Below are 18233 nucleotides of genomic sequence, written 5' to 3'. Positions count from 1 at the left end.
TGTCATGAGACATAATTACATAAGATTTCGTGGCGACTGTTATTTTGATGATGACAGTGCTCTCAAGTTTGATATTTTCACAATAACTGATAATGGTTATATCGTGGCAAATTTATCAGGCAACTGTGAGTATGGTCCGTACAAAGGTGAAGTCAGAATTAACCTTCATGATGGTATTTATCACGGCGAAGGACTCGTCACTTACTCCGGCGTTTCAGTTTATAGTTTTTCTCTATCGCTTGCCATAAACATTACAGAGTCATTCTGTTCCATCTATGATGGCGTATGGCAGGAAAACGGTGAGGAATATTATTTCAGCGGTGATCTTGAACGTATAGCAGTTGACTGATACAGGTGAAAGATGACAACACGAACACACCACCGTAAATACTGAGATAAGCACAATATTCTGTTTATAGGAGGATATATGAAATTCCTGATCCTAGCTATTCTTTTAGTTTCCACAGCTGCATCAGCAAAATGTTTAAATCATGATCCGGCATTTCCGGGTTCCTATCTGGGGGGAATGGAAAGCGCAATGGTTGTGGCCCCGACTGAAAACGGGTATGTGGGTATGCCAATGACTGATTATGTCTGTAGCCAGTATTATATACTCAACAACCCGGTTGTTCGCATCAATGTGCGTGGCGGAAATACCAGACTACGCAATCAGGTAGTAACCATCGATATCATGGGCAGGTATATGAACTCAGGAAACCCTGCTTTTATCAGGCTCGCACGCATCAGTCAGACACAATTTCAGCCATTACAGAGTGACAGTGAGAATTTTACACCGGCCTCTGACCTGGAAAGAGTGAAGGAGCTGGTTTCTGGCTTGCGGTCATCCGGGTATAGTTACGTGGACTCCGCATTTATGAATCCCGGCAACACCTGGTAATGTACTCTGCATTATCATATCAGTCACTAAAATACAGGATTTAGCGCATAGTTCTGCAATGATGATTTAACAGTGAACGGATTCATTTGCTCTTAATACGTGAGCGGGAGTTATTCGTAATTTTAATAAAGAAACGCCAGCACCGGGGTTATCATGTATAATAAGAAAAGAAGATTTAAATATCAGTCTCAATTCTGGTATTACGTGAAGAAGCATGGATGTTATCGTATTAAAAACGGTAAGTTTACCGATATATATGGTGATATCAGTTTTGATACACAATTCGGGAAGAGGCTCAGAACTCCACCAAATATTCATTTTCATGGACAGGTCAGAATCACGCAGACTAACAAATTATCGCCGAACATCACCTTCTTCAATGAATTTCACATTTTACCTCTCGCCATGGGTACAATTGATACCCACAAAGCTCCTCGTCTCCGTATTCCGGAAAGTACACGATTTATGTCCAGTGTTTTTCTGAATACCTTTCACGGGAGGTGGCCGGAAAGCATCAATACCATTAAAGGCCATTTTTTCTGGACATACTCGTATATCAGGAAACTGCCGGAAGTATTTTCTGTTCATGGGGATATGAACCTCAGTGGTTCGGAAATTCAACAGTTGCCGAAAGAACTGACAGTGCCGGGTGATGCCATCATGCCCGGAATACAAACCAGAGGACTTCCTGAAAGAATGAATCTGAGCCAGTCTCTTAGACTGTCATTTTCAACACTGGAAGCATTGCCTGCGGGCCTGACTATTCCGGGTGACCTCAGTATTAAAAATACCAGAATTAGCCAGCTTCCTGATGGTCTCTGTGTTGGCGGAAATCTGAACATTGCAGGGACACATATCAGCCCTATTCCAGAAACAGGATTTATCGGTGGCGAAATCTTCCGTGATTAAAACCGCCAGTGATATTTATTTATAACCAGGGAGAAATCAATGAAGAAAATGACTGCGGCTCTGATACTGATGCTCATGACGACAACCGTTAATGCTGCTGAATATGTTAAACCTGATGCAGGACTCAGCCTGACACCTCAGGGTGAAAATATGGCATTCAGTATCAACTCATCTTATGGTGATGCATCTGGGGTCTGTAATCTGGAAGGTGTTGCACAGCCACTCCCCGCCGGGAAAGGGCAGAAACACCGCTGGGGCTGGAAGGACAGCAACAGTCAGTGTGTTGCCGTTATCAGTGAAGACAAGAATGGTAAAATGAATGTCTCGACAAAAGGATGCGATGGCTACTGTGGAATGAATGCTGTGGGCTCTATGGACGGACTCTATCACCGATAACCACAATACGATGTCAGAAGCAGCCGGAGCAAGTCATCATATGGCTCAAGCAGAGCTCATGCTTTTCAGCGCAGGAGAGCAATCTGTTGTTATATTTTACTCAATAAGTACGCGAGAAATATATGAATACTCCATGAGGATGTTTTTCATAAAAATTAATTTAGTTGTGAAAAAGGAAAACCTGCGCCATCCTTTTTATAGCAGCCATGGCTTTGTTGAATAAATCTAACTTTTGCCCAATCGCAGGATCAGGTCATGCATCCCCAGTCAACACAGGTAGTTCCCTGGGCTTTGTTGAACAATAGAGAATCATGCTGCTTTGATATTTTATTTTGGTCAAAAAAACCACCAACTCTTTCGTACCCCTTCCAATGCGGACTCTAACTTGCTGATTTTGCGTTATGCGAGTCAGCTGTTTTTGGAGGCAGCATAATCTCTGTTTATTCAACAACGCCTCCAATAGAGTCATTTATATGAATTTTTATTGATCAGTAATAAAATCTCGACACATACGTGTTGTTATACTACTGAAATTTCTCATATCAAAGGGGCCTATCAAACAAGATGGGACGAGCAATAAAGGAAGCAGACATGTTTTTAGATGCTTTGACGAAGTGTGATAACGAGATCAGACAATTAATATGCTGTGGAAAGCGGACACCTTGTAATTGTGAGGAATGCCTGCGTGATGACTACTACAATGACAATCATACAGAGACATATAATTGTCAAAAAAAAATGGATACATATGTCATAAAGTATGGTCCAAGCTATGTCAGCGAGATATATCATTATTTAGCAAACTCTAATATTCTAGATAACTTTAACAACTCACAGTTAAATGTCATCTCTCTTGGATGTGGCTTTGCACCAGATTTCTATGCAATTCAAAGCTATTGTATCGACAAACAGTTAAAAATAAAGTTGAATTATCATGGGTTGGATATTAGTGAGGCATGGAATACAGCCCGTCCTTCAATCAACGAAGGGGGTAATTTCATACACGCAGATTTAACTCAATCTTTCAGCTTGCAAAATGCTAATATTGTGTTCGTCTGTAAAAGTTTCTCTACGATGCTCAGGAATAATATACATAATATTTTTTTACAAAATTTGCATTCAGCTATAACTCAAAGCATGCCTAAAGATTCCTTTCTAATATTTGTTGATGTCAATCACTGTGATATGGGACGAGATATTTTTGATAGTAGTCTTAGTAAGACGATTACGCCAACAAAAAAATATTATTTTTGTGATGCAAAGTATAAAGAATATGGTTGGAATGAGATTAAATCAACTAATGTCATATATCAAATCCCCCAAAATCTTTCTGTGTCAAGCATACCACAGACAAATAACACAGTAATATTCGAATACAGGAAATAAACGTGATCATTAGTGCTAGTCGAAGAACTGATATTCCAGCTTTTTATACACCTTGGTTTATGAATCGTGTGAGGGAAGGTTTCTTGCTCACAAGAAACCCTTTCGACACAAATCAGATAAAAAGAATCTCTTTAGGCATTGATAATGTTGACCTTTTTGTTTTCTGGACAAGAAACCCTCAAATGCTAATGCACCATCTGTCAGAACTCAATAATCGAGGTTATAAGTACTATTTTCAATATACGATCACTGGTTATCCAAAGAAATTAGAAAAAAATGTTCCAAACCCAAACAAAGCAATTAGAACATTTATCGAACTCAGTGAGTTGATAGGCCAAGAGAGAGTGATTTGGCGATATGATCCAATTTTATTATGTAATATTGTAGATATAAAAGAGCATAAACGTCTTTTCCATAAAATTGCACATTTACTTGCAGGAAAAACAAAAAAAGTAGTCATCAGTTTCGCTGATTTATACGCCAAAACGTATAGAAACCTAAATAAAATAGAATCCTTAAATTACACTGATATCGTTCAGCAACCTGATGCTTTGTTGGAACTTGTTCATTATATGCATCAAGTCGCTATCTCTGTGGGAATGGAGATCGAGAGCTGTGCAGAAAAGATTGATATTTCTGAAGCGGGTATTCAACATGGGAAATGCATTGATGATAGGTTAATAAAAAATATATTTGGCATTTCCATTGATTCCAAAAAAGATTCAGGGCAAAGAGAAGAGTGTGGATGTATTAAAAGTATTGATATTGGTTCATACAATACATGTTTACACGGATGTTCATACTGCTATGCGACATATAGTCAAAACACTGTTCATAAAAATAAACAAAAACATGATAGCAAAAGTCCCTTTCTTATAGGTGGCACAGACGGAATTCCTTCTCATCTCCTAATTCCAGAGGAACAAATAATACAAGGAAACTTATTCTGATTTTTTAATCCATCGATCCAAATAAGTTACCTAATATAATGCCGCTACAGTTTTTTCATTTTAGCGCTACCAACTGGGAGCCTGCGAACAAACCTAGTTGTGAAGGCAGAAAATGTCTACTATCAAGCGGGTTGTCAAATTTTTAGAAATCATTATTTAGATGTTTCATCCAAATAATCCGCCCATGCCTGCAGCCATGTCTTGCACTCCGCATCATAGGTATACAGGTTATAAATACCCTCAACACCGCCACGGGTATGGCCCAACACAGCTTCCGCCACTTCATTGGGGCACTGCAAACGCGAAAGCCCTGTGCGTACAGTCCTGCGCAAGTCATGTGGCGTCCAGTGAGGTATATCAAGCATTTGACCGCTTTCACGTAAACGCCATGAATTCTCGGTGAGATACTTCTGTTGGATTGGCTTCTTCGTTGCCTGTGAAGGGAACAAATATTTATCAGAGTTAAGACGCAATACTTTCAGAAAATCGATAGCTTGCGTGGATAGCTGAACATAGCGCTCAACGCCCGTCTTGGTTTCTCGCAGGTGTATCGTACCTTTTTCGAGATCCACATCATCCCAAGCCATATTACATACTTCACCCGTCCGACATCCTGTCCAGAGAGTCAGACGTAACACGTTTTTGATCGTTGGCGTATAAGCCGAGCCCGGAAGCCATTTAAGGAATTTTGCAAGCTCGTCCTCACTCAATACGCGAGTCCCACGACCATTTGTGAGTTTAATTCTGGTCTGTCGTAAACTGGATTTCGCCAGCAATGCCGGATTTGCGAAGCTGCTTTCAAAGCGCCCAAGGCCAATAGCAAATTCATAAGCGAGTGAAAGCTCCCTCAGAACATTACCAGCCTGTACGGTCGCACCTCGGGCTACAACACCATTTATTAAATTGATGACATCCTGGCGCGTAATCTCAGCAGCAATTCGTGTTCCTAAGCTTTTAACAGCATCGCCATAGAGAGTACGGCGGACCTCGGCCTGCCCTTTCGGCTTTCTGGCACCGGGAATGATCTTCCCATCCTTGGTTTTACGATCCTCAATTCGCTCGGTAAGATATAGTTCAACTAATCCCTGCACTGTCAATTCAGTTACTTTGGTCTGTTCAGCCTCGATTGCACGAAGCTGCTTTTCCTGCTTGAGCTCTGATGCAGGACACCGCCCCTCCTGACGGAGAAGCTTCAATTCGTTGAGTTTGAGACGTGCAGCAGCGAGTGAAGTCTGGGGAAAGTTGCCGATTTTCACCTGAGCGAGCTTGCTAGTCAGAGGGCTCGTATATCGGTAGAAAAAAGACTTAACACCAGTCGCTCCACAGGAGACACGTAAACCACGATTTTCGCCAATATCAGCTTTATCTTTGTCACCTGGCTTCATCATTTCTATCGCTTTAAACGATAGTGGCTTTGCCTCTTGTTTTCCTGCCATAAAGACTCCGTTATCATGCTCCCTACGCATTTATGAAACAAAATGTAGGTTGTGCTGTAAGTAGCCATATTTTACCAGGCTATAGGTTGGCAAGCTACACTTTAACCTACATTTAAATGTAGGATTTCATGAGATCCAATGAGACAAAGTGAAATGCAATGAGAATAACAAATATCACTAACTCATTAAAATTTAAGAAAATGGACATCACAAACTGATGAGTACACTAGAGAATTTCGACGCCCACACGCCAATGATGCAGCAGTATCTGAAACTGAAAGCGCAGCATCCGGATATCCTGCTCTTCTATCGCATGGGCGACTTTTACGAGCTGTTTTATGATGATGCAAAACGCGCATCTCAGCTGATGGACATCTCGTTGACGAAACGCGGAGCCTCCGCAGGTGAACCCATCCCGATGGCCGGGGTGCCGCATCATGCGGTAGAAAACTATCTGGCAAAACTGGTCAGCCTGGGGGAATCGGTAGCCATTTGCGAGCAAATTGGCGATCCGGCCACCAGCAAAGGACCGGTCGAGCGTAAAGTGGTGCGCATCGTCACTCCCGGCACCATCAGCGACGAAGCGTTATTACAGGAGCGTCAGGACAATTTACTGGCGGCCATCTGGCAGGACAGCAAAGGGTTTGGCTACGCCACGCTGGATATTAGCTCCGGGCGTTTTCGCGTCAGTGAACCCGCAGACCGTGAAACCATGGCGGCAGAACTACAGCGCACCAACCCGGCTGAGTTGCTCTATGCCGAAGACTTCGCTGAAACATCCCTGATTGAAGGCCGCCGTGGCCTGCGTCGTCGTCCTCTTTGGGAATTTGAAATCGACACCGCGCGTCAGCAGCTTAATCTGCAATTTGGTACCCGCGATCTGGTTGGTTTTGGGGTAGAAAACGCTCCACGCGGCCTTTGCGCCGCAGGTTGCCTGCTACAGTATGTCAAAGATACCCAGCGCACCGCCCTTCCCCACATTCGTTCCATCACCATGGAGCGTCAGCAGGACAGCATCATTATGGATGCGGCAACACGCCGTAATCTGGAAATTACCCAGAACCTGGCGGGCGGTATCGAAAACACCCTGGCATCCGTGCTCGACTGTACGGTCACGCCGATGGGTAGCCGTATGCTCAAACGCTGGCTACATATGCCGGTACGTGACACCAAAACATTGCTGGAACGTCAGCAAACCATTGGCGCATTGCAGGAAATCACCGCTGAATTGCAGCCCGTACTGCGTCAGGTTGGCGATCTGGAGCGTATTCTTGCCCGTCTGGCGCTGCGCACCGCCAGGCCACGCGATCTGGCGAGGATGCGCCATGCTTTCCAGCAACTGCCGGAACTACGTGCCCAACTGGCTCAGGTGAAGAGCGAGCCGGTGCAAAGCCTGCGGGAAAAAATGGGCGAGTTCACTGAGCTACGTGAACTGCTGGAACGCGCCATCATTGATGCACCGCCGGTACTGGTGCGCGATGGTGGCGTTATCGCCCCGGGGTACAACGCAGAGCTGGATGAGTGGCGAGCGCTGGCAGACGGCGCGACGGACTACCTCGATAGACTGGAAATTCGCGAGCGTGAAAAGCTGGGGCTCGACACCCTTAAAGTTGGCTATAACGCCGTGCACGGCTATTACATTCAGATTAGCCGCGGACAGAGCCATCTTGCGCCCATTCATTATGTTCGCCGTCAGACGCTGAAAAATGCTGAGCGTTATATTATTCCTGAACTGAAAGAGTATGAAGACAAGGTTCTGACCTCAAAAGGCAAAGCGCTGGCGCTGGAAAAACAGCTCTACGACGAGTTGTTCGACCTGCTGCTGCCACACCTTGGCGATTTACAACAGAGCGCCACGGCGCTGGCAGAACTGGACGTGTTGGTTAACCTGGCAGAACGTGCGGACACGCTAAACTACTGTTGCCCGACATTCAGCGATAAACCGGGTATCCGTATCGTTGAAGGCCGTCACCCGGTCGTGGAGCGCGTGCTCAATGAACCGTTTATTGCAAATCCCTTGAGCCTTTCGCCCCAGCGCAGAATGTTAATCATTACCGGGCCGAACATGGGCGGTAAAAGTACTTACATGCGCCAGACGGCGCTGATCGCGCTGCTGGCGTATATCGGTAGCTATGTTCCGGCTCAGAAAGTGGAAATTGGTCCTATTGACCGCATTTTTACTCGTGTGGGCGCGGCAGATGATCTGGCAAGCGGGCGTTCTACCTTTATGGTGGAGATGACCGAGACGGCCAATATTCTGCATAACGCCACGGAAAACAGCCTGGTGCTGATGGATGAAATTGGTCGCGGCACCTCCACCTACGACGGTCTGTCGCTGGCATGGGCCTGTGCAGAAAATCTGGCGAATAAAATCAAAGCGTTGACCTTGTTCGCTACCCACTATTTCGAGCTGACGCAGCTGCCGGAAAAAATGGAAGGTGTGGCGAATGTCCATCTTGACGCGCTGGAACATGGCGACACTATCGCCTTTATGCACAGCGTACAGGATGGCGCGGCGAGTAAAAGCTATGGTCTGGCGGTCGCGGCACTGGCGGGTGTTCCAAAAGAGGTCATCAAACGCGCGCGTGGAAAATTACGCGAGCTGGAAAGCCTGTCGCCAGGTGCGGGCGCCACACAGATTGACGGCACGCAGATGTCGCTGTTAGCCGTCTCCGAAGAAACCAGCCCGGCAATGGAAGCGCTGGAAAATCTCGACCCCGATTCCCTCACGCCGCGTCAGGCGCTCGAGTGGATTTACCGCCTGAAAAGCCTCGTCTAACTCCCCCGGCCCGCAATAACCTTGCGGGCCATTCTTTATCGAATAAATTCCCCGAATGCCAGGCAAGCCCGATATCGGCTTCTATACTTTTTATTTGCTTCGACTTATTTCTCTCAATAATGAAAAGGAACCATGCTATGGCAATTCACAAGAAAGGGCAGGCTCACTGGGAAGGTGATCTGAAACGTGGGAAAGGGACTGTTTCAACCGAGAGCGGTGCGCTTAAGCAACTTCCTTATGGCTTTAACACCCGTTTCGAAGGCGTTCAGGGGACTAACCCGGAAGAGCTGATCGGTGCGGCGCATGCTGCCTGTTTCTCAATGGCGCTCTCGATGATACTGGGTGAAGCAGGCTACACAGCTGACAGCATCGACACAACGGCAACTGTCACGCTGGACCAGGTTGACGGCGGATTCGCGATTACTAAAATCGCCCTGAAAAGTGCGGTGAAGGTACCGGGTGCAGACCCTGCTAAATTTGATGAAGCCATTCAGAAAGCCAAAGCCGGTTGTCCGGTATCCAAAGTACTGAATGCGGAAATCTCGCTGGAATACACACTGAATTAATACGTCGTATCAGGCAGGGAACAAACCACCCGGCTTGTTCCCTGCCCTTAGCCACTGGCTTAGCGCATCATTCGACGAATAAGCTGCGTGAATTGTTCGCGCTCTTCCTCGCTTAATTTACCAAGAAACTCGCCATCCACAGCATTGCCCACCGGGATGCTCGCTTGCAACACGGCTTCACCTTCTCCGGTCAAAAATAAGAAACGACGTCGTTTATCTTCCGGATCCTGTTCCCGGCGGACCAGACCACGCGCCTCCAGACGGCTGAGCATTTCCGCGAGAGTCGCTTTTGTACTGACCGCTACCTCCGTCAAAGCCACCTGCTCAATGCCGGGGTTTTCGGCAATAGAACGCATCACCGCATATTGTGGTTTGGTCAGTTCCGGCAGTACCTGCTGCCAGCGCGCCGTGTGCTGCTGGAATAGCTGACGTAGCAGGTGAAAAGCCTCTTTTCTTAACTCCATGAATGCTCCGTTATGGGTTTCTTCTCCCTATGATAGCCATTAACTTGCCGAATTTTAACGCGGCTTTTTTTAACAAAAAATGCGCACGCATACGAACAATCTTGTCTGTGACGATCCTCAGGAGTAGGTTATTTTAAAACGTTCGCATACGAACAATAATTGAGGTGACGAGTGAAACTTATAATCGGGATGACGGGGGCAACCGGCGCACCATTGGGCGTGGCGCTGTTACAGGCGCTTCATGAAATGCCAGAGGTTGAAACCCATCTGGTGATGTCGAAGTGGGCGAAAACCACTATTGAACTGGAAACGCCCTGGACTGCCCGCGAAGTTGCTGCTCTGGCAGATGTCACTCATAACCCGGCTGATCAGGCTGCCACTATCTCCTCTGGCTCGTTTCGTACCGACGGCATGATAGTTATTCCATGCAGCATGAAAACGCTGGCAGGTATCCGTGCGGGTTACGCCGAAGGATTGGTCGGACGCGCCGCCGATGTCGTGCTCAAAGAGGGCCGCAAGCTGGTACTCGTCCCGCGCGAAATGCCGCTTAGCACCATTCATTTAGAAAATATGTTAGCGCTTTCCCGCATGGGAGTGGCGATGGTCCCCCCAATGCCCGCTTATTACAACCATCCGCAGACCGTTGATGATATTACCCAGCATATCGTGACCCGTGTGCTCGACCAGTTTGGTCTGGAGCATCGTCAAGCACGCCGCTGGGAGGGCCTGCGGGCGGCACAGCATTTTTCACAGGAGAAAGAATATGGCTTTTGATGATTTACGAAGCTTTCTGCAGGCCCTTGATGACGAAGGGCAACTGCTCAAAATCAGTGAAGAGGTTAACGCCGAGCCGGATATTGCAGCAGCGGCTAATGCCACCGGGCGTATTGGTGAAGGCGCGCCTGCGCTATGGTTCGACAATATTCGTGGCTTCACCGATGCGCGCGTGGCAATGAATACAATTGGTTCCTGGCAAAATCATGCGATTTCTATGGGTTTACCGTCAAATACACCGGTAAAAAAACAGATTGAAGAATTTATTCGCCGCTGGGATACCTTTCCTGTCGCACCGGAACGCCGTGCGAATCCGCGCTGGGCGGAAAATAGTGTCGACGGTGAAGAGATCAACCTTTTCGATATTCTTCCCCTGTTCCGTCTGAACGACGGCGATGGCGGTTTTTATCTCGATAAAGCCTGCGTTGTCTCTCGCGATCCGGTCGATCCTGACCATTTTGGTAAGCAAAACGTTGGCATCTACCGCATGGAAGTAAAAGGCAAACGCAAGCTGGGTTTGCAGCCGGTACCGATGCACGACATTGCGCTACATCTGCATAAAGCGGAAGAACGCGGCGAAGACCTGCCGGTTGCGATCACGCTGGGTAACGATCCGATCATCACCCTGATGGGCGCCACGCCGCTGAAATACGATCAGTCAGAATACGAAATGGCCGGGGCGCTGCGCGAAAGCCCGTACCCAATCGCTACCGCACCGCTCACCGGGTTTGATGTGCCGTGGGGTTCGGAAGTGATCCTCGAAGGGGTTATCGAAGGGCGGAAACGCGAAATCGAAGGGCCGTTCGGCGAGTTTACCGGCCACTATTCCGGCGGACGCAATATGACGGTCGTACGTATTGATAAGGTTTCTTATCGCACAAAACCGATTTTTGAATCGCTGTACCTGGGCATGCCGTGGACCGAAATCGACTATCTGATTGGCCCTGCGACCTGCGTCCCCCTCTACCAACAGTTAAAAGCTGAGTTCCCGGAAGTGCAGGCAGTGAACGCCATGTACACCCACGGTCTGCTGGCCATCATCTCAACCAAAAAACGCTACGGCGGTTTCGCCCGCGCGGTGGGCCTGCGCGCTATGACCACGCCGCACGGACTGGGTTACGTAAAAATGGTGATTATGGTCGATGAAGACGTTGACCCGTTCAACCTGCCGCAGGTGATGTGGGCGCTGTCATCAAAAGTGAACCCGGCAGGAGATCTTGTGCAGTTACCGAATATGTCGGTGCTGGAGCTGGACCCTGGCTCAAGCCCGGCAGGCATTACCGACAAACTGATTATCGATGCGACGACGCCGGTCGCACCGGATACGCGTGGTCATTACAGCCAGCCGGTACAGGATTTACCTGAAACCAAAGAGTGGGTTGAAAAACTGACTGCTATGCTGGCCGCACGTAAATAAGGAGAAAAGAATGATCTGTCCACGTTGTGCCGATGAACATATTGAAGTGATGGCAACTTCACCGGTAAAAGGTATCTGGACCGTTTATCAGTGCCAGCATTGTCTGTATACCTGCCGCGATACCGAACCGCTACGCCGCACCAGCCGCGAACACTACCCGGAGGCGTTTCGTATGACGCAAAAAGATATTGATGACGCACCGCAGGTACCAACAATCCCACCGCTGCTGTCGGCAGATAAGCGTTAAGCCGGAAAGCGCGCAAGAAAAAGGCCGGTCAAATGACCGGCCTTTTGATGTTCATACTTATTCGCGGAAGAGCGCTTCGATATTCAGCCCTTGCGCCTGCAGAATTTCACGCAGACGACGCAGACCTTCAACCTGAATCTGGCGGACGCGCTCACGCGTCAGACCGATTTCACGACCCACGTCTTCCAGTGTTGCTGCTTCATATCCCAGCAGACCGAAACGACGTGCCAGCACTTCACGCTGTTTGGCGTTCAGTTCGAACAGCCATTTGACGATGCTCTGTTTCATATCGTCATCTTGCGTGGTGTCTTCCGGACCGTTTTCTTTTTCATCGGCCAGAATATCCAGCAGCGCTTTCTCGGAATCACCGCCCAGCGGTGTATCCACCGAGGTGATACGCTCGTTGAGGCGCAACATGCGACTCACATCATCGACCGGTTTATCGAGTTGTTCGGCAATCTCTTCCGCACTCGGTTCGTGGTCCAATTTATGGGACAACTCACGCGCAGTACGCAGATAGACGTTCAGCTCTTTTACAATATGGATTGGCAGACGAATGGTACGAGTTTGATTCATAATCGCCCGTTCAATAGTCTGACGAATCCACCAGGTCGCATAAGTGGAGAAACGGAAACCACGTTCAGGGTCGAATTTCTCAACCGCACGGATCAGGCCCAGGTTCCCCTCTTCAATCAGGTCCAGCAATGCCAGCCCACGATTGCTATAGCGACGGGCAATTTTCACTACCAGACGCAGGTTACTTTCGATCATGCGACGGCGCGAGGCAACGTCACCACGTAATGCGCGACGTGCAAAATAAACTTCTTCTTCGGCCGTTAGCAGCGGGGAATAACCAATTTCCCCAAGATAAAGCTGAGTCGCATCCAGCACACGCTGGGTAGCGCCCTGCGATAACAATTCCTCTTCGGCCAGGTCGTTATCACTGGGTTCCTCTTCAACTAAGGCTTTCTCATCAAAAGCCTCTACTCCGTTCTCATCAAATTCCGCATCTTCATTTAATTCATGAACTTTCAGCGTATTCTGACTCATAAGGTGGCTCCTACCCGTGATCCCTGGACAAAGCACCTGAATAGCACTTCATTACTGACGATTGCAGCGGCATCTGCGCGCGCTGCAACGACAACAATGAGGAACGGTTCAACCACTTTGCCGATTTATCGCTGCGGCAAATAACGCAGCGGGTTTACGGATTTCCCCTTGTAACGAATTTCAAAATGCAAGCGTGTAGAACTGGTTCCGGAGCTACCCATGGTAGCGATTTTTTGCCCCGCCTTAACTTCTTGTTGTTCCCGGACCAGCATCGTATCGTTATGGGCGTAGGCACTCAGGTAATCATCGTTATGTTTGATGATAATAAGATTACCGTAACCGCGGAGCGCGTTACCGGCATAGACGACGCGCCCATCTGCGGTCGCGACGATTGCCTGTCCTTTGCTACCTGCGATATCGACACCTTTGTTGCCACCTTCAGTCGCAGAGAAGTTGTCGATAACTTTGCCATCTGTCGGCCAGCGCCATGAAGCGATTGGCGTACTGGTTGACGTGCTGCTGATGGTCGGTTCGGTAGTGCTGACTGTTGGAGCCGTAACGGGCGCTGTGACAGGAGCCACAGGCTTGTTGTTCGGCAACATTTTGTTAGCACTTTGTTCACCTGAATCCTCAGAATACGTAATTGTTGGTTTTGAAGCAACAGCTACGGTGGAATTTTGTGCAGGTTTTGAGACTATTCCTTGTGCACTCGCATCTGCCTGAGTTATCGCGTTTCCGCCCGTTATTGGCGCACCTGATGCATTACCCACCTGCAAAGTTTGACCCACTGTCAGACCGTAGGGTGCAGCGACATGGTTGCGCTGGGCCAGATCACGGAAATCGTTCCCGGTTATCCACGCAATATAAAATAAGGTATCACCACGTTTAACGGTATAGGTACTGCCGCCGGTATAGCTCCCTTTCGGAATGTTCCCATACTTACGGTTGTAGACGATCTTGCCATTAACCGTCTGCACAGGCTGTTCCGGAACTGACTGAACAGGCGTAGGCTGCATTACCGGGCGCTGAACGGGTTGAATTTGCGGTTGTGAAGCGGTGCCGATTTTTGGCGGCGGAGTGATTAACATTCCGGAATTGCTGCTGGAGCTGGTGTTGCCACCCACCGAACTGACCGGAGCGGGTGCGTTGCTGGAGCTTGTACAGCCTGCCAGCCAGATAGAAACCAGTGATAGTGCCGCAACACGGCTTACGGTGAATTTAGGGCTTCCCGTGCTCATTTATCCCCCAGGAATGTGTTAGCTACCAATGACTTAAAGTTAACCGTGAACGGTTTCGGCAAATCTGCCTACCATACGCCGATGCGTTGTGAAAACATCAGGAAAAATCTGTTTATCAGGCCAGTTCGCCTTTAACCAACGGCACAAAGCGCACGGCTTCCACGGTATCGATAATAAATTCGCTCCCCCGCCGACGAACACGTTTCAGAAATTGCTGCTCGTCGCCCACAGGTAAAACGAGAACCCCGCCTTCATCCAGTTGTGACATCAACGCCGCCGGAATTTCTGGCGGTGCAGCTGTGACAATAATGGCATCAAATGGACCGCGCGCTTGCCAACCCTGCCAGCCATCGCCATGTCGAGTTGAAACATTATGTAAATCAAGTTGTTTAAGGCGGCGTCGCGCGTGCCATTGCAGGCTTTTAATGCGTTCAACCGTACAGACGTGATGCACCAGATGCGCCAGTATCGCAGTTTGATAGCCAGACCCCGTGCCTATTTCCAGCACCCGGGATTGCGGCGTCAGCTCAAGTAAAGCCGTCATCCGCGCCACCATATAAGGCTGAGAGATTGTCTGGCCCTGACCGATAGGCAACGCCACATTATCCCAGGCCTTGTGTTCAAACGCCTCATCGATAAATTTCTCGCGCGGCACCAGAGAGATGGCTTCCAGCACATGCTCATCGGTAATGCCCTGCGCGCGTAATTGATCAAGCAGTGTTTGTACGCGTCTGTTCACCATCGTTTACTCACTCCGGCGCGATCCAGCCAGCCCGAAACTACATCATGCGCGCTATGCGCGGTTAAATCCACGTGCAGCGGGGTGACAGAAACAAAACCCTCATCAATGGCAGCAAAATCGGTATCCGGCCCGGCATCGCATTTCTCGCCCGGAGGGCCAATCCAGTAAAGCGTGTTGCCCCGGGGATCCTGCTGCGGAATAACCTGATCCGCGGGATGACGACTGCCACAGCGGGTAACACGAATACCGTTGATCTCACCAAGCGGCAAGTCCGGGACGTTAATATTCAGAATACGTCCGGTACGTAACGGCTCGCGCGACAGAGCGCGCAGAATAGAGCAGGTGACAGCTGCGGCTGTTTCGTAATGGGTCTGTCCGTTTAACGACACCGCCAGGGCAGGAAAGCCCAAATGGCGTCCTTCCATTGCTGCTGCGACAGTACCAGAATAGATAACGTCATCCCCGAGATTCGGCCCGGCATTAATGCCGGAGACCACAACGTCGGGGCGTGGGCGCATCAGCGCATTGACGCCTAAATAGACGCAATCGGTCGGGGTGCCCATTTGCACCGCGATATCGCCGTTTTCGAAAGTGAAGGTTCTGAGGGAGGACTCCAGCGTTAATGAGTTGGATGCGCCACTACGGTTACGATCGGGAGCCACGACCTGTACGTCGGCAAACTCCCGCAGGGCCTTTGCCAGCGTCTGAATACCTGGCGCATGAATCCCGTCATCGTTACTCAGCAATATTCGCATAATCACCCGATATATTGATAATTTCCCTTACCACACTGGTGGCGAAGCTACCTGCCGGTAGCCAGAAGCGTAACTCAACGGTCACGTCATCCCACCAGTTCCAGCTTAATTGTTGCGGAAAGAGCAGCATGGCCCGGCGCGACGCTTCAACTTTTTCGCGCACCAGCAGCGCCTGCAGCTCCGGCGCATCGGCAACAGCCGTCTGCTCAAATGACAACGCTTCGCCCTGCGTTCCCCACTCGCCGCTTCCCGGCATTGAGGCGGTAATCATCAGCGCTTTACCGTCAACGCGCGTCTGCAACTCAGCACGCTCTTCTTTGGTCGCCACAAACCAACTTCCGCGCCCCGATAATTGTAGCGCATCGCCGTCAACAACTTGATTAAAGTCTGTTTTTTTCAGTCGCTCGCTAACAATTTGATTAAACAATGCACTGCGCGCTGCCGACAACCAAAAACTGCGCTTATTACGATCGCGCACCGGGGCATCGCTTTGCGCCCAGCGTAGCGCACCCTGCAAGTTGCTGCCGCCGAGACCGAAACGCTGCGCGCCGAAATAGTTCGGTACACCGCCCTCGTTGATGGCCAACAGACGCGATTCAACATCCTCACGGTTGCTGATTTCGCGCAGCACAAGGGTAAAGCTATTACCTTTAAGGGCTCCGAGACGCAGTTTGCGCTTATGACGGGCATATTCCAGCACTTTACAGCCTTCTGGCTGAAACGCGCTCAGGTCCGGCATCTCTTTGCCCGGGACACGTGCGCAAAACCATTGTTCTGTGACAGCGTGTTTGTCTTTCTGTCCGGCAAAGCTGACTTCGCGGGCATGTATTTTAAGGAATTTGGCCAGCGCATCGGCAACGAAGCGGGTATTACAGCCAGTTTTCAGAATTCGCACCAGAATGTGTTCGCCTTCCCCGTCGGGTTCGAAGCCTAAATCCTCAATAACCACGAAATCTTCCGGATTGGCTTTCAGTAAACCGCTGGCCGCTGGTTTACCGTGCAAATATGTCAACTGGTCGAACTCTGTCATTTCGCCGCCTTAAGCAGGAGCGCCACCGCTTCACAGGCAATACCTTCGCCACGTCCGGTAAAACCGAGCTTCTCGGTGGTGGTCGCTTTCACATTCACATCATCCATATGGCATCCCAAATCCTCGGCGATAAACACGCGCATCTGCGGGATATGCGGCAGCATTTTTGGTGCCTGCGCGATAATGGTGACGTCCACATTGCCAATCACATAGCCTTTGGCCTGGATGCGACGCCATGCCTCGCGCAGCAGTGCACGGCTGTCAGCCCCTTTGAACGACGGGTCGGTATCCGGGAACAGCTTGCCAATATCGCCTAACGCCGCAGCGCCTAACAGGGCATCGGTCAGCGCATGTAACGCGACATCGCCATCGGAGTGCGCCAGCAGGCCTTTCTCCCAGGGAATGCGGACGCCACCGATAATAATGGGGCCATCGCCGCCAAATGCGTGTACGTCAAAACCGTGTCCAATGCGCATTATGCCTTCTCCTGGTGTTCAGAATGGGTGAGATAAAATTCTGCAAGTTTCAGATCTTCGGGACGCGTCACCTTGATATTATCCGCGCGTCCGGGGACCAGTTCCGGGTGGAATCCGCAATATTCGAGTGCCGAGGCCTCATCGGTGATCGTCGCACCTTCATTGAGCGCACGCGTCAGGCAGTCGTGCAGGAGTTCCAGAGGGAAAAATTGCGGCGTGAGCGCATGCCATAAATCGTTACGCTCAACGGTATGGGCAATAGCCGTTTTGCCTGGCTCCGCACGCTTCATGGTGTCGCGAACCGGCGCGGCAAGGATACCGCCAACCCGGCTGGTTTCACGCAGTTGCAACAGGCGATTTAAATCATCCTGATGCAGGCAAGGACGTGCAGCGTCGTGCACCAGCACCCATTGCGCCCCTTGCGCGGCTTTCAGCCCCGCCAGTACGGAGTCCGCGCGTTCTGCGCCACCTGCCACAACGGTAATGGCAGGATGCTGCGACAGCGGCAAGCGAGCAAAGCGCTCGTCACCAGGGCTGACGGCAATAATAACGCGCCCTACGTTCGGATTGGCCAGTAAGGCCGCCACCGCGTGTTCGAGGATCGTTTTATCGCCAATGGAAAGATACTGCTTGGGACATTCCGTTTGCATGCGGCGGCCAAACCCGGCGGCTGGCACCACCGCACAAACGTCCGGAATAATTACAGACATGTCGTAAACC

At 49.6% G+C, this 18233-nt stretch carries 21 protein-coding genes; 12 read left to right on the top strand and 9 right to left on the bottom strand.

What is annotated here, in order from left to right:
• The first annotated feature begins 4 nt into the window (after positions 1 to 4).
• From AAIG39_RS09055 to AAIG39_RS09025, 7 genes are all read left to right on the top strand, one after another.
• A complete protein-coding gene (locus tag AAIG39_RS09055; protein WP_343193668.1) occupies positions 5 to 349 on the top strand; it encodes a hypothetical protein in 345 nt (114 codons plus the stop codon).
• A gap of 78 nt (positions 350 to 427) precedes the next feature.
• On the top strand, positions 428 to 898 hold the full coding sequence (locus AAIG39_RS09050) for a hypothetical protein (RefSeq protein WP_343193667.1): 471 nt from the start codon (positions 428 to 430) through the stop codon (positions 896 to 898).
• 153 nt (positions 899 to 1051) lie between these two features.
• The gene (locus AAIG39_RS09045) at positions 1052 to 1807 is read left to right on the top strand and encodes a hypothetical protein (protein WP_343193666.1); all 756 of its coding nucleotides are present in this window, start codon (positions 1052 to 1054) and stop codon (positions 1805 to 1807) included.
• Positions 1808 to 1846: 39 nt separating this feature from the next.
• Positions 1847 to 2203, top strand: coding sequence for an acyl-CoA dehydrogenase (locus tag AAIG39_RS09040; RefSeq protein WP_208660568.1), 357 nt, complete (start codon positions 1847 to 1849; stop codon positions 2201 to 2203).
• A 40-nt stretch (positions 2204 to 2243) separates the two neighbouring features.
• Positions 2244 to 2426 (top strand): hypothetical protein, encoded by a 183-nt coding sequence (locus tag AAIG39_RS09035; RefSeq protein ID WP_343193665.1) that lies wholly within the window; start codon positions 2244 to 2246, stop codon positions 2424 to 2426.
• A gap of 368 nt (positions 2427 to 2794) precedes the next feature.
• Positions 2795 to 3589, top strand: coding sequence for a hypothetical protein (locus AAIG39_RS09030; protein WP_343193664.1), 795 nt, complete (start codon positions 2795 to 2797; stop codon positions 3587 to 3589).
• Between the two features lie 2 nt (positions 3590 to 3591).
• Positions 3592 to 4539, top strand: a complete 948-nt coding sequence (locus AAIG39_RS09025; RefSeq protein ID WP_343193663.1) for a DUF1848 domain-containing protein — start codon at positions 3592 to 3594, stop codon at positions 4537 to 4539.
• 152 nt (positions 4540 to 4691) lie between these two features.
• Here the strand turns inward: AAIG39_RS09025 and AAIG39_RS09020 are convergent, their stop codons facing one another.
• A complete protein-coding gene (locus AAIG39_RS09020; protein ID WP_343193662.1) occupies positions 4692 to 5975 on the bottom strand; it encodes a tyrosine-type recombinase/integrase in 1284 nt (427 codons plus the stop codon).
• 217 nt (positions 5976 to 6192) lie between these two features.
• On the opposite strand from AAIG39_RS09020, the gene mutS reads away from it, so the two are divergent.
• Together mutS and AAIG39_RS09010 are read left to right on the top strand one after the other, a co-directional pair.
• Positions 6193 to 8754, top strand: coding sequence for a DNA mismatch repair protein MutS (gene mutS / locus AAIG39_RS09015; RefSeq protein WP_343193661.1), 2562 nt, complete (start codon positions 6193 to 6195; stop codon positions 8752 to 8754).
• Positions 8755 to 8891: 137 nt separating this feature from the next.
• The gene (locus tag AAIG39_RS09010; RefSeq protein WP_090088223.1) at positions 8892 to 9320 is read left to right on the top strand and encodes an OsmC family protein; all 429 of its coding nucleotides are present in this window, start codon (positions 8892 to 8894) and stop codon (positions 9318 to 9320) included.
• A 59-nt stretch (positions 9321 to 9379) separates the two neighbouring features.
• On the opposite strand, the gene AAIG39_RS09005 is transcribed toward AAIG39_RS09010, so the two are convergent.
• Positions 9380 to 9784 (bottom strand): MarR family winged helix-turn-helix transcriptional regulator, encoded by a 405-nt coding sequence (locus tag AAIG39_RS09005; RefSeq protein WP_090088221.1) that lies wholly within the window; start codon positions 9782 to 9784, stop codon positions 9380 to 9382.
• A 171-nt stretch (positions 9785 to 9955) separates the two neighbouring features.
• On the opposite strand from AAIG39_RS09005, the gene AAIG39_RS09000 reads away from it, so the two are divergent.
• Genes AAIG39_RS09000 through AAIG39_RS08990 form a run of 3 tightly spaced genes read left to right on the top strand, consistent with a single transcriptional unit; the run spans position 9956 to position 12222 of the window.
• The gene (locus AAIG39_RS09000) at positions 9956 to 10558 is read left to right on the top strand and encodes a non-oxidative hydroxyarylic acid decarboxylases subunit B (RefSeq protein WP_090088219.1); all 603 of its coding nucleotides are present in this window, start codon (positions 9956 to 9958) and stop codon (positions 10556 to 10558) included.
• Complete coding sequence (locus AAIG39_RS08995) at positions 10548 to 11975, top strand: non-oxidative hydroxyarylic acid decarboxylases subunit C (protein WP_343193660.1); 1428 nt, start codon at positions 10548 to 10550, stop codon at positions 11973 to 11975. Before AAIG39_RS09000 ends, AAIG39_RS08995 begins: the two co-directional genes overlap by 11 nt.
• Before the next feature lie 10 nt (positions 11976 to 11985).
• Positions 11986 to 12222, top strand: a complete 237-nt coding sequence (locus tag AAIG39_RS08990; RefSeq protein ID WP_343193659.1) for a non-oxidative hydroxyarylic acid decarboxylases subunit D — start codon at positions 11986 to 11988, stop codon at positions 12220 to 12222.
• A gap of 57 nt (positions 12223 to 12279) precedes the next feature.
• Here AAIG39_RS08990 and rpoS read toward each other — a convergent pair whose 3' ends face one another.
• The 7 genes from rpoS to ispD all read right to left on the bottom strand — a co-directional run bounded on the left by rpoS (position 12280) and on the right by ispD (position 18223).
• Entirely contained in the window at positions 12280 to 13272 is a 993-nt protein-coding gene (rpoS, locus tag AAIG39_RS08985; RefSeq protein WP_090088213.1) for an RNA polymerase sigma factor RpoS, read from the bottom strand.
• Positions 13273 to 13397: 125 nt separating this feature from the next.
• Positions 13398 to 14450, bottom strand: coding sequence for a murein hydrolase activator NlpD (nlpD, locus tag AAIG39_RS08980; protein WP_249573028.1), 1053 nt, complete (start codon positions 14448 to 14450; stop codon positions 13398 to 13400).
• Between the two features lie 175 nt (positions 14451 to 14625).
• A complete protein-coding gene (locus AAIG39_RS08975) occupies positions 14626 to 15252 on the bottom strand; it encodes a protein-L-isoaspartate(D-aspartate) O-methyltransferase (protein WP_090088209.1) in 627 nt (208 codons plus the stop codon).
• Positions 15246 to 16007, bottom strand: coding sequence for a 5'/3'-nucleotidase SurE (gene surE, locus AAIG39_RS08970; RefSeq protein WP_343193658.1), 762 nt, complete (start codon positions 16005 to 16007; stop codon positions 15246 to 15248). Before surE ends, AAIG39_RS08975 begins: the two co-directional genes overlap by 7 nt.
• Positions 15988 to 17037 (bottom strand): tRNA pseudouridine(13) synthase TruD, encoded by a 1050-nt coding sequence (gene truD, locus AAIG39_RS08965; RefSeq protein WP_343193657.1) that lies wholly within the window; start codon positions 17035 to 17037, stop codon positions 15988 to 15990. The genes surE and truD overlap by 20 nt, the downstream gene beginning before the upstream one ends.
• Positions 17034 to 17513: a 2-C-methyl-D-erythritol 2,4-cyclodiphosphate synthase gene (gene ispF / locus AAIG39_RS08960; RefSeq protein ID WP_039077684.1), complete on the bottom strand. Its 480-nt coding sequence runs from the start codon at positions 17511 to 17513 to the stop codon at positions 17034 to 17036. Before ispF ends, truD begins: the two co-directional genes overlap by 4 nt.
• Positions 17513 to 18223, bottom strand: coding sequence for a 2-C-methyl-D-erythritol 4-phosphate cytidylyltransferase (ispD, locus tag AAIG39_RS08955; protein WP_090088201.1), 711 nt, complete (start codon positions 18221 to 18223; stop codon positions 17513 to 17515). The genes ispF and ispD overlap by 1 nt, the downstream gene beginning before the upstream one ends.
• Positions 18224 to 18233: the final 10 nt, after the last annotated feature.

This window comes from Phytobacter palmae (assembly GCF_039409775.1).
GTDB lineage: Bacteria > Pseudomonadota > Gammaproteobacteria > Enterobacterales > Enterobacteriaceae > Phytobacter > Phytobacter palmae.
The sequence above is the reverse complement of the archived record's forward strand: the minus strand, read 5'-3'. Positions and strand labels throughout refer to the sequence as shown.

Bases quoted from the DNA above. Each gene is read 5' to 3' on its own strand.
- AAIG39_RS09055 (WP_343193668.1), top strand. From the start codon at position 5: ATGAGACATAATTACATAAGATTTCGTGGCGACTGTTATTTTGATGAT.
- AAIG39_RS09050 (WP_343193667.1), top strand. From the start codon at position 428: ATGAAATTCCTGATCCTAGCTATTCTTTTAGTTTCCACAGCTGCATCA.
- AAIG39_RS09045 (WP_343193666.1), top strand. From the start codon at position 1,052: ATGTATAATAAGAAAAGAAGATTTAAATATCAGTCTCAATTCTGGTAT.
- AAIG39_RS09040 (WP_208660568.1), top strand. From the start codon at position 1,847: ATGAAGAAAATGACTGCGGCTCTGATACTGATGCTCATGACGACAACC.
- AAIG39_RS09035 (WP_343193665.1), top strand. From the start codon at position 2,244: ATGGCTCAAGCAGAGCTCATGCTTTTCAGCGCAGGAGAGCAATCTGTT.
- AAIG39_RS09030 (WP_343193664.1), top strand. From the start codon at position 2,795: ATGTTTTTAGATGCTTTGACGAAGTGTGATAACGAGATCAGACAATTA.
- AAIG39_RS09020 (WP_343193662.1), bottom strand. From the start codon at position 5,975: ATGGCAGGAAAACAAGAGGCAAAGCCACTATCGTTTAAAGCGATAGAA.
- mutS (WP_343193661.1), top strand. From the start codon at position 6,193: ATGAGTACACTAGAGAATTTCGACGCCCACACGCCAATGATGCAGCAG.
- AAIG39_RS09010 (WP_090088223.1), top strand. From the start codon at position 8,892: ATGGCAATTCACAAGAAAGGGCAGGCTCACTGGGAAGGTGATCTGAAA.
- AAIG39_RS09005 (WP_090088221.1), bottom strand. From the start codon at position 9,784: ATGGAGTTAAGAAAAGAGGCTTTTCACCTGCTACGTCAGCTATTCCAG.
- AAIG39_RS08995 (WP_343193660.1), top strand. From the start codon at position 10,548: ATGGCTTTTGATGATTTACGAAGCTTTCTGCAGGCCCTTGATGACGAA.
- AAIG39_RS08990 (WP_343193659.1), top strand. From the start codon at position 11,986: ATGATCTGTCCACGTTGTGCCGATGAACATATTGAAGTGATGGCAACT.
- rpoS (WP_090088213.1), bottom strand. From the start codon at position 13,272: ATGAGTCAGAATACGCTGAAAGTTCATGAATTAAATGAAGATGCGGAA.
- AAIG39_RS08975 (WP_090088209.1), bottom strand. From the start codon at position 15,252: ATGGTGAACAGACGCGTACAAACACTGCTTGATCAATTACGCGCGCAG.
- surE (WP_343193658.1), bottom strand. From the start codon at position 16,007: ATGCGAATATTGCTGAGTAACGATGACGGGATTCATGCGCCAGGTATT.
- truD (WP_343193657.1), bottom strand. From the start codon at position 17,037: ATGACAGAGTTCGACCAGTTGACATATTTGCACGGTAAACCAGCGGCC.
- ispF (WP_039077684.1), bottom strand. From the start codon at position 17,513: ATGCGCATTGGACACGGTTTTGACGTACACGCATTTGGCGGCGATGGC.
- ispD (WP_090088201.1), bottom strand. From the start codon at position 18,223: ATGTCTGTAATTATTCCGGACGTTTGTGCGGTGGTGCCAGCCGCCGGG.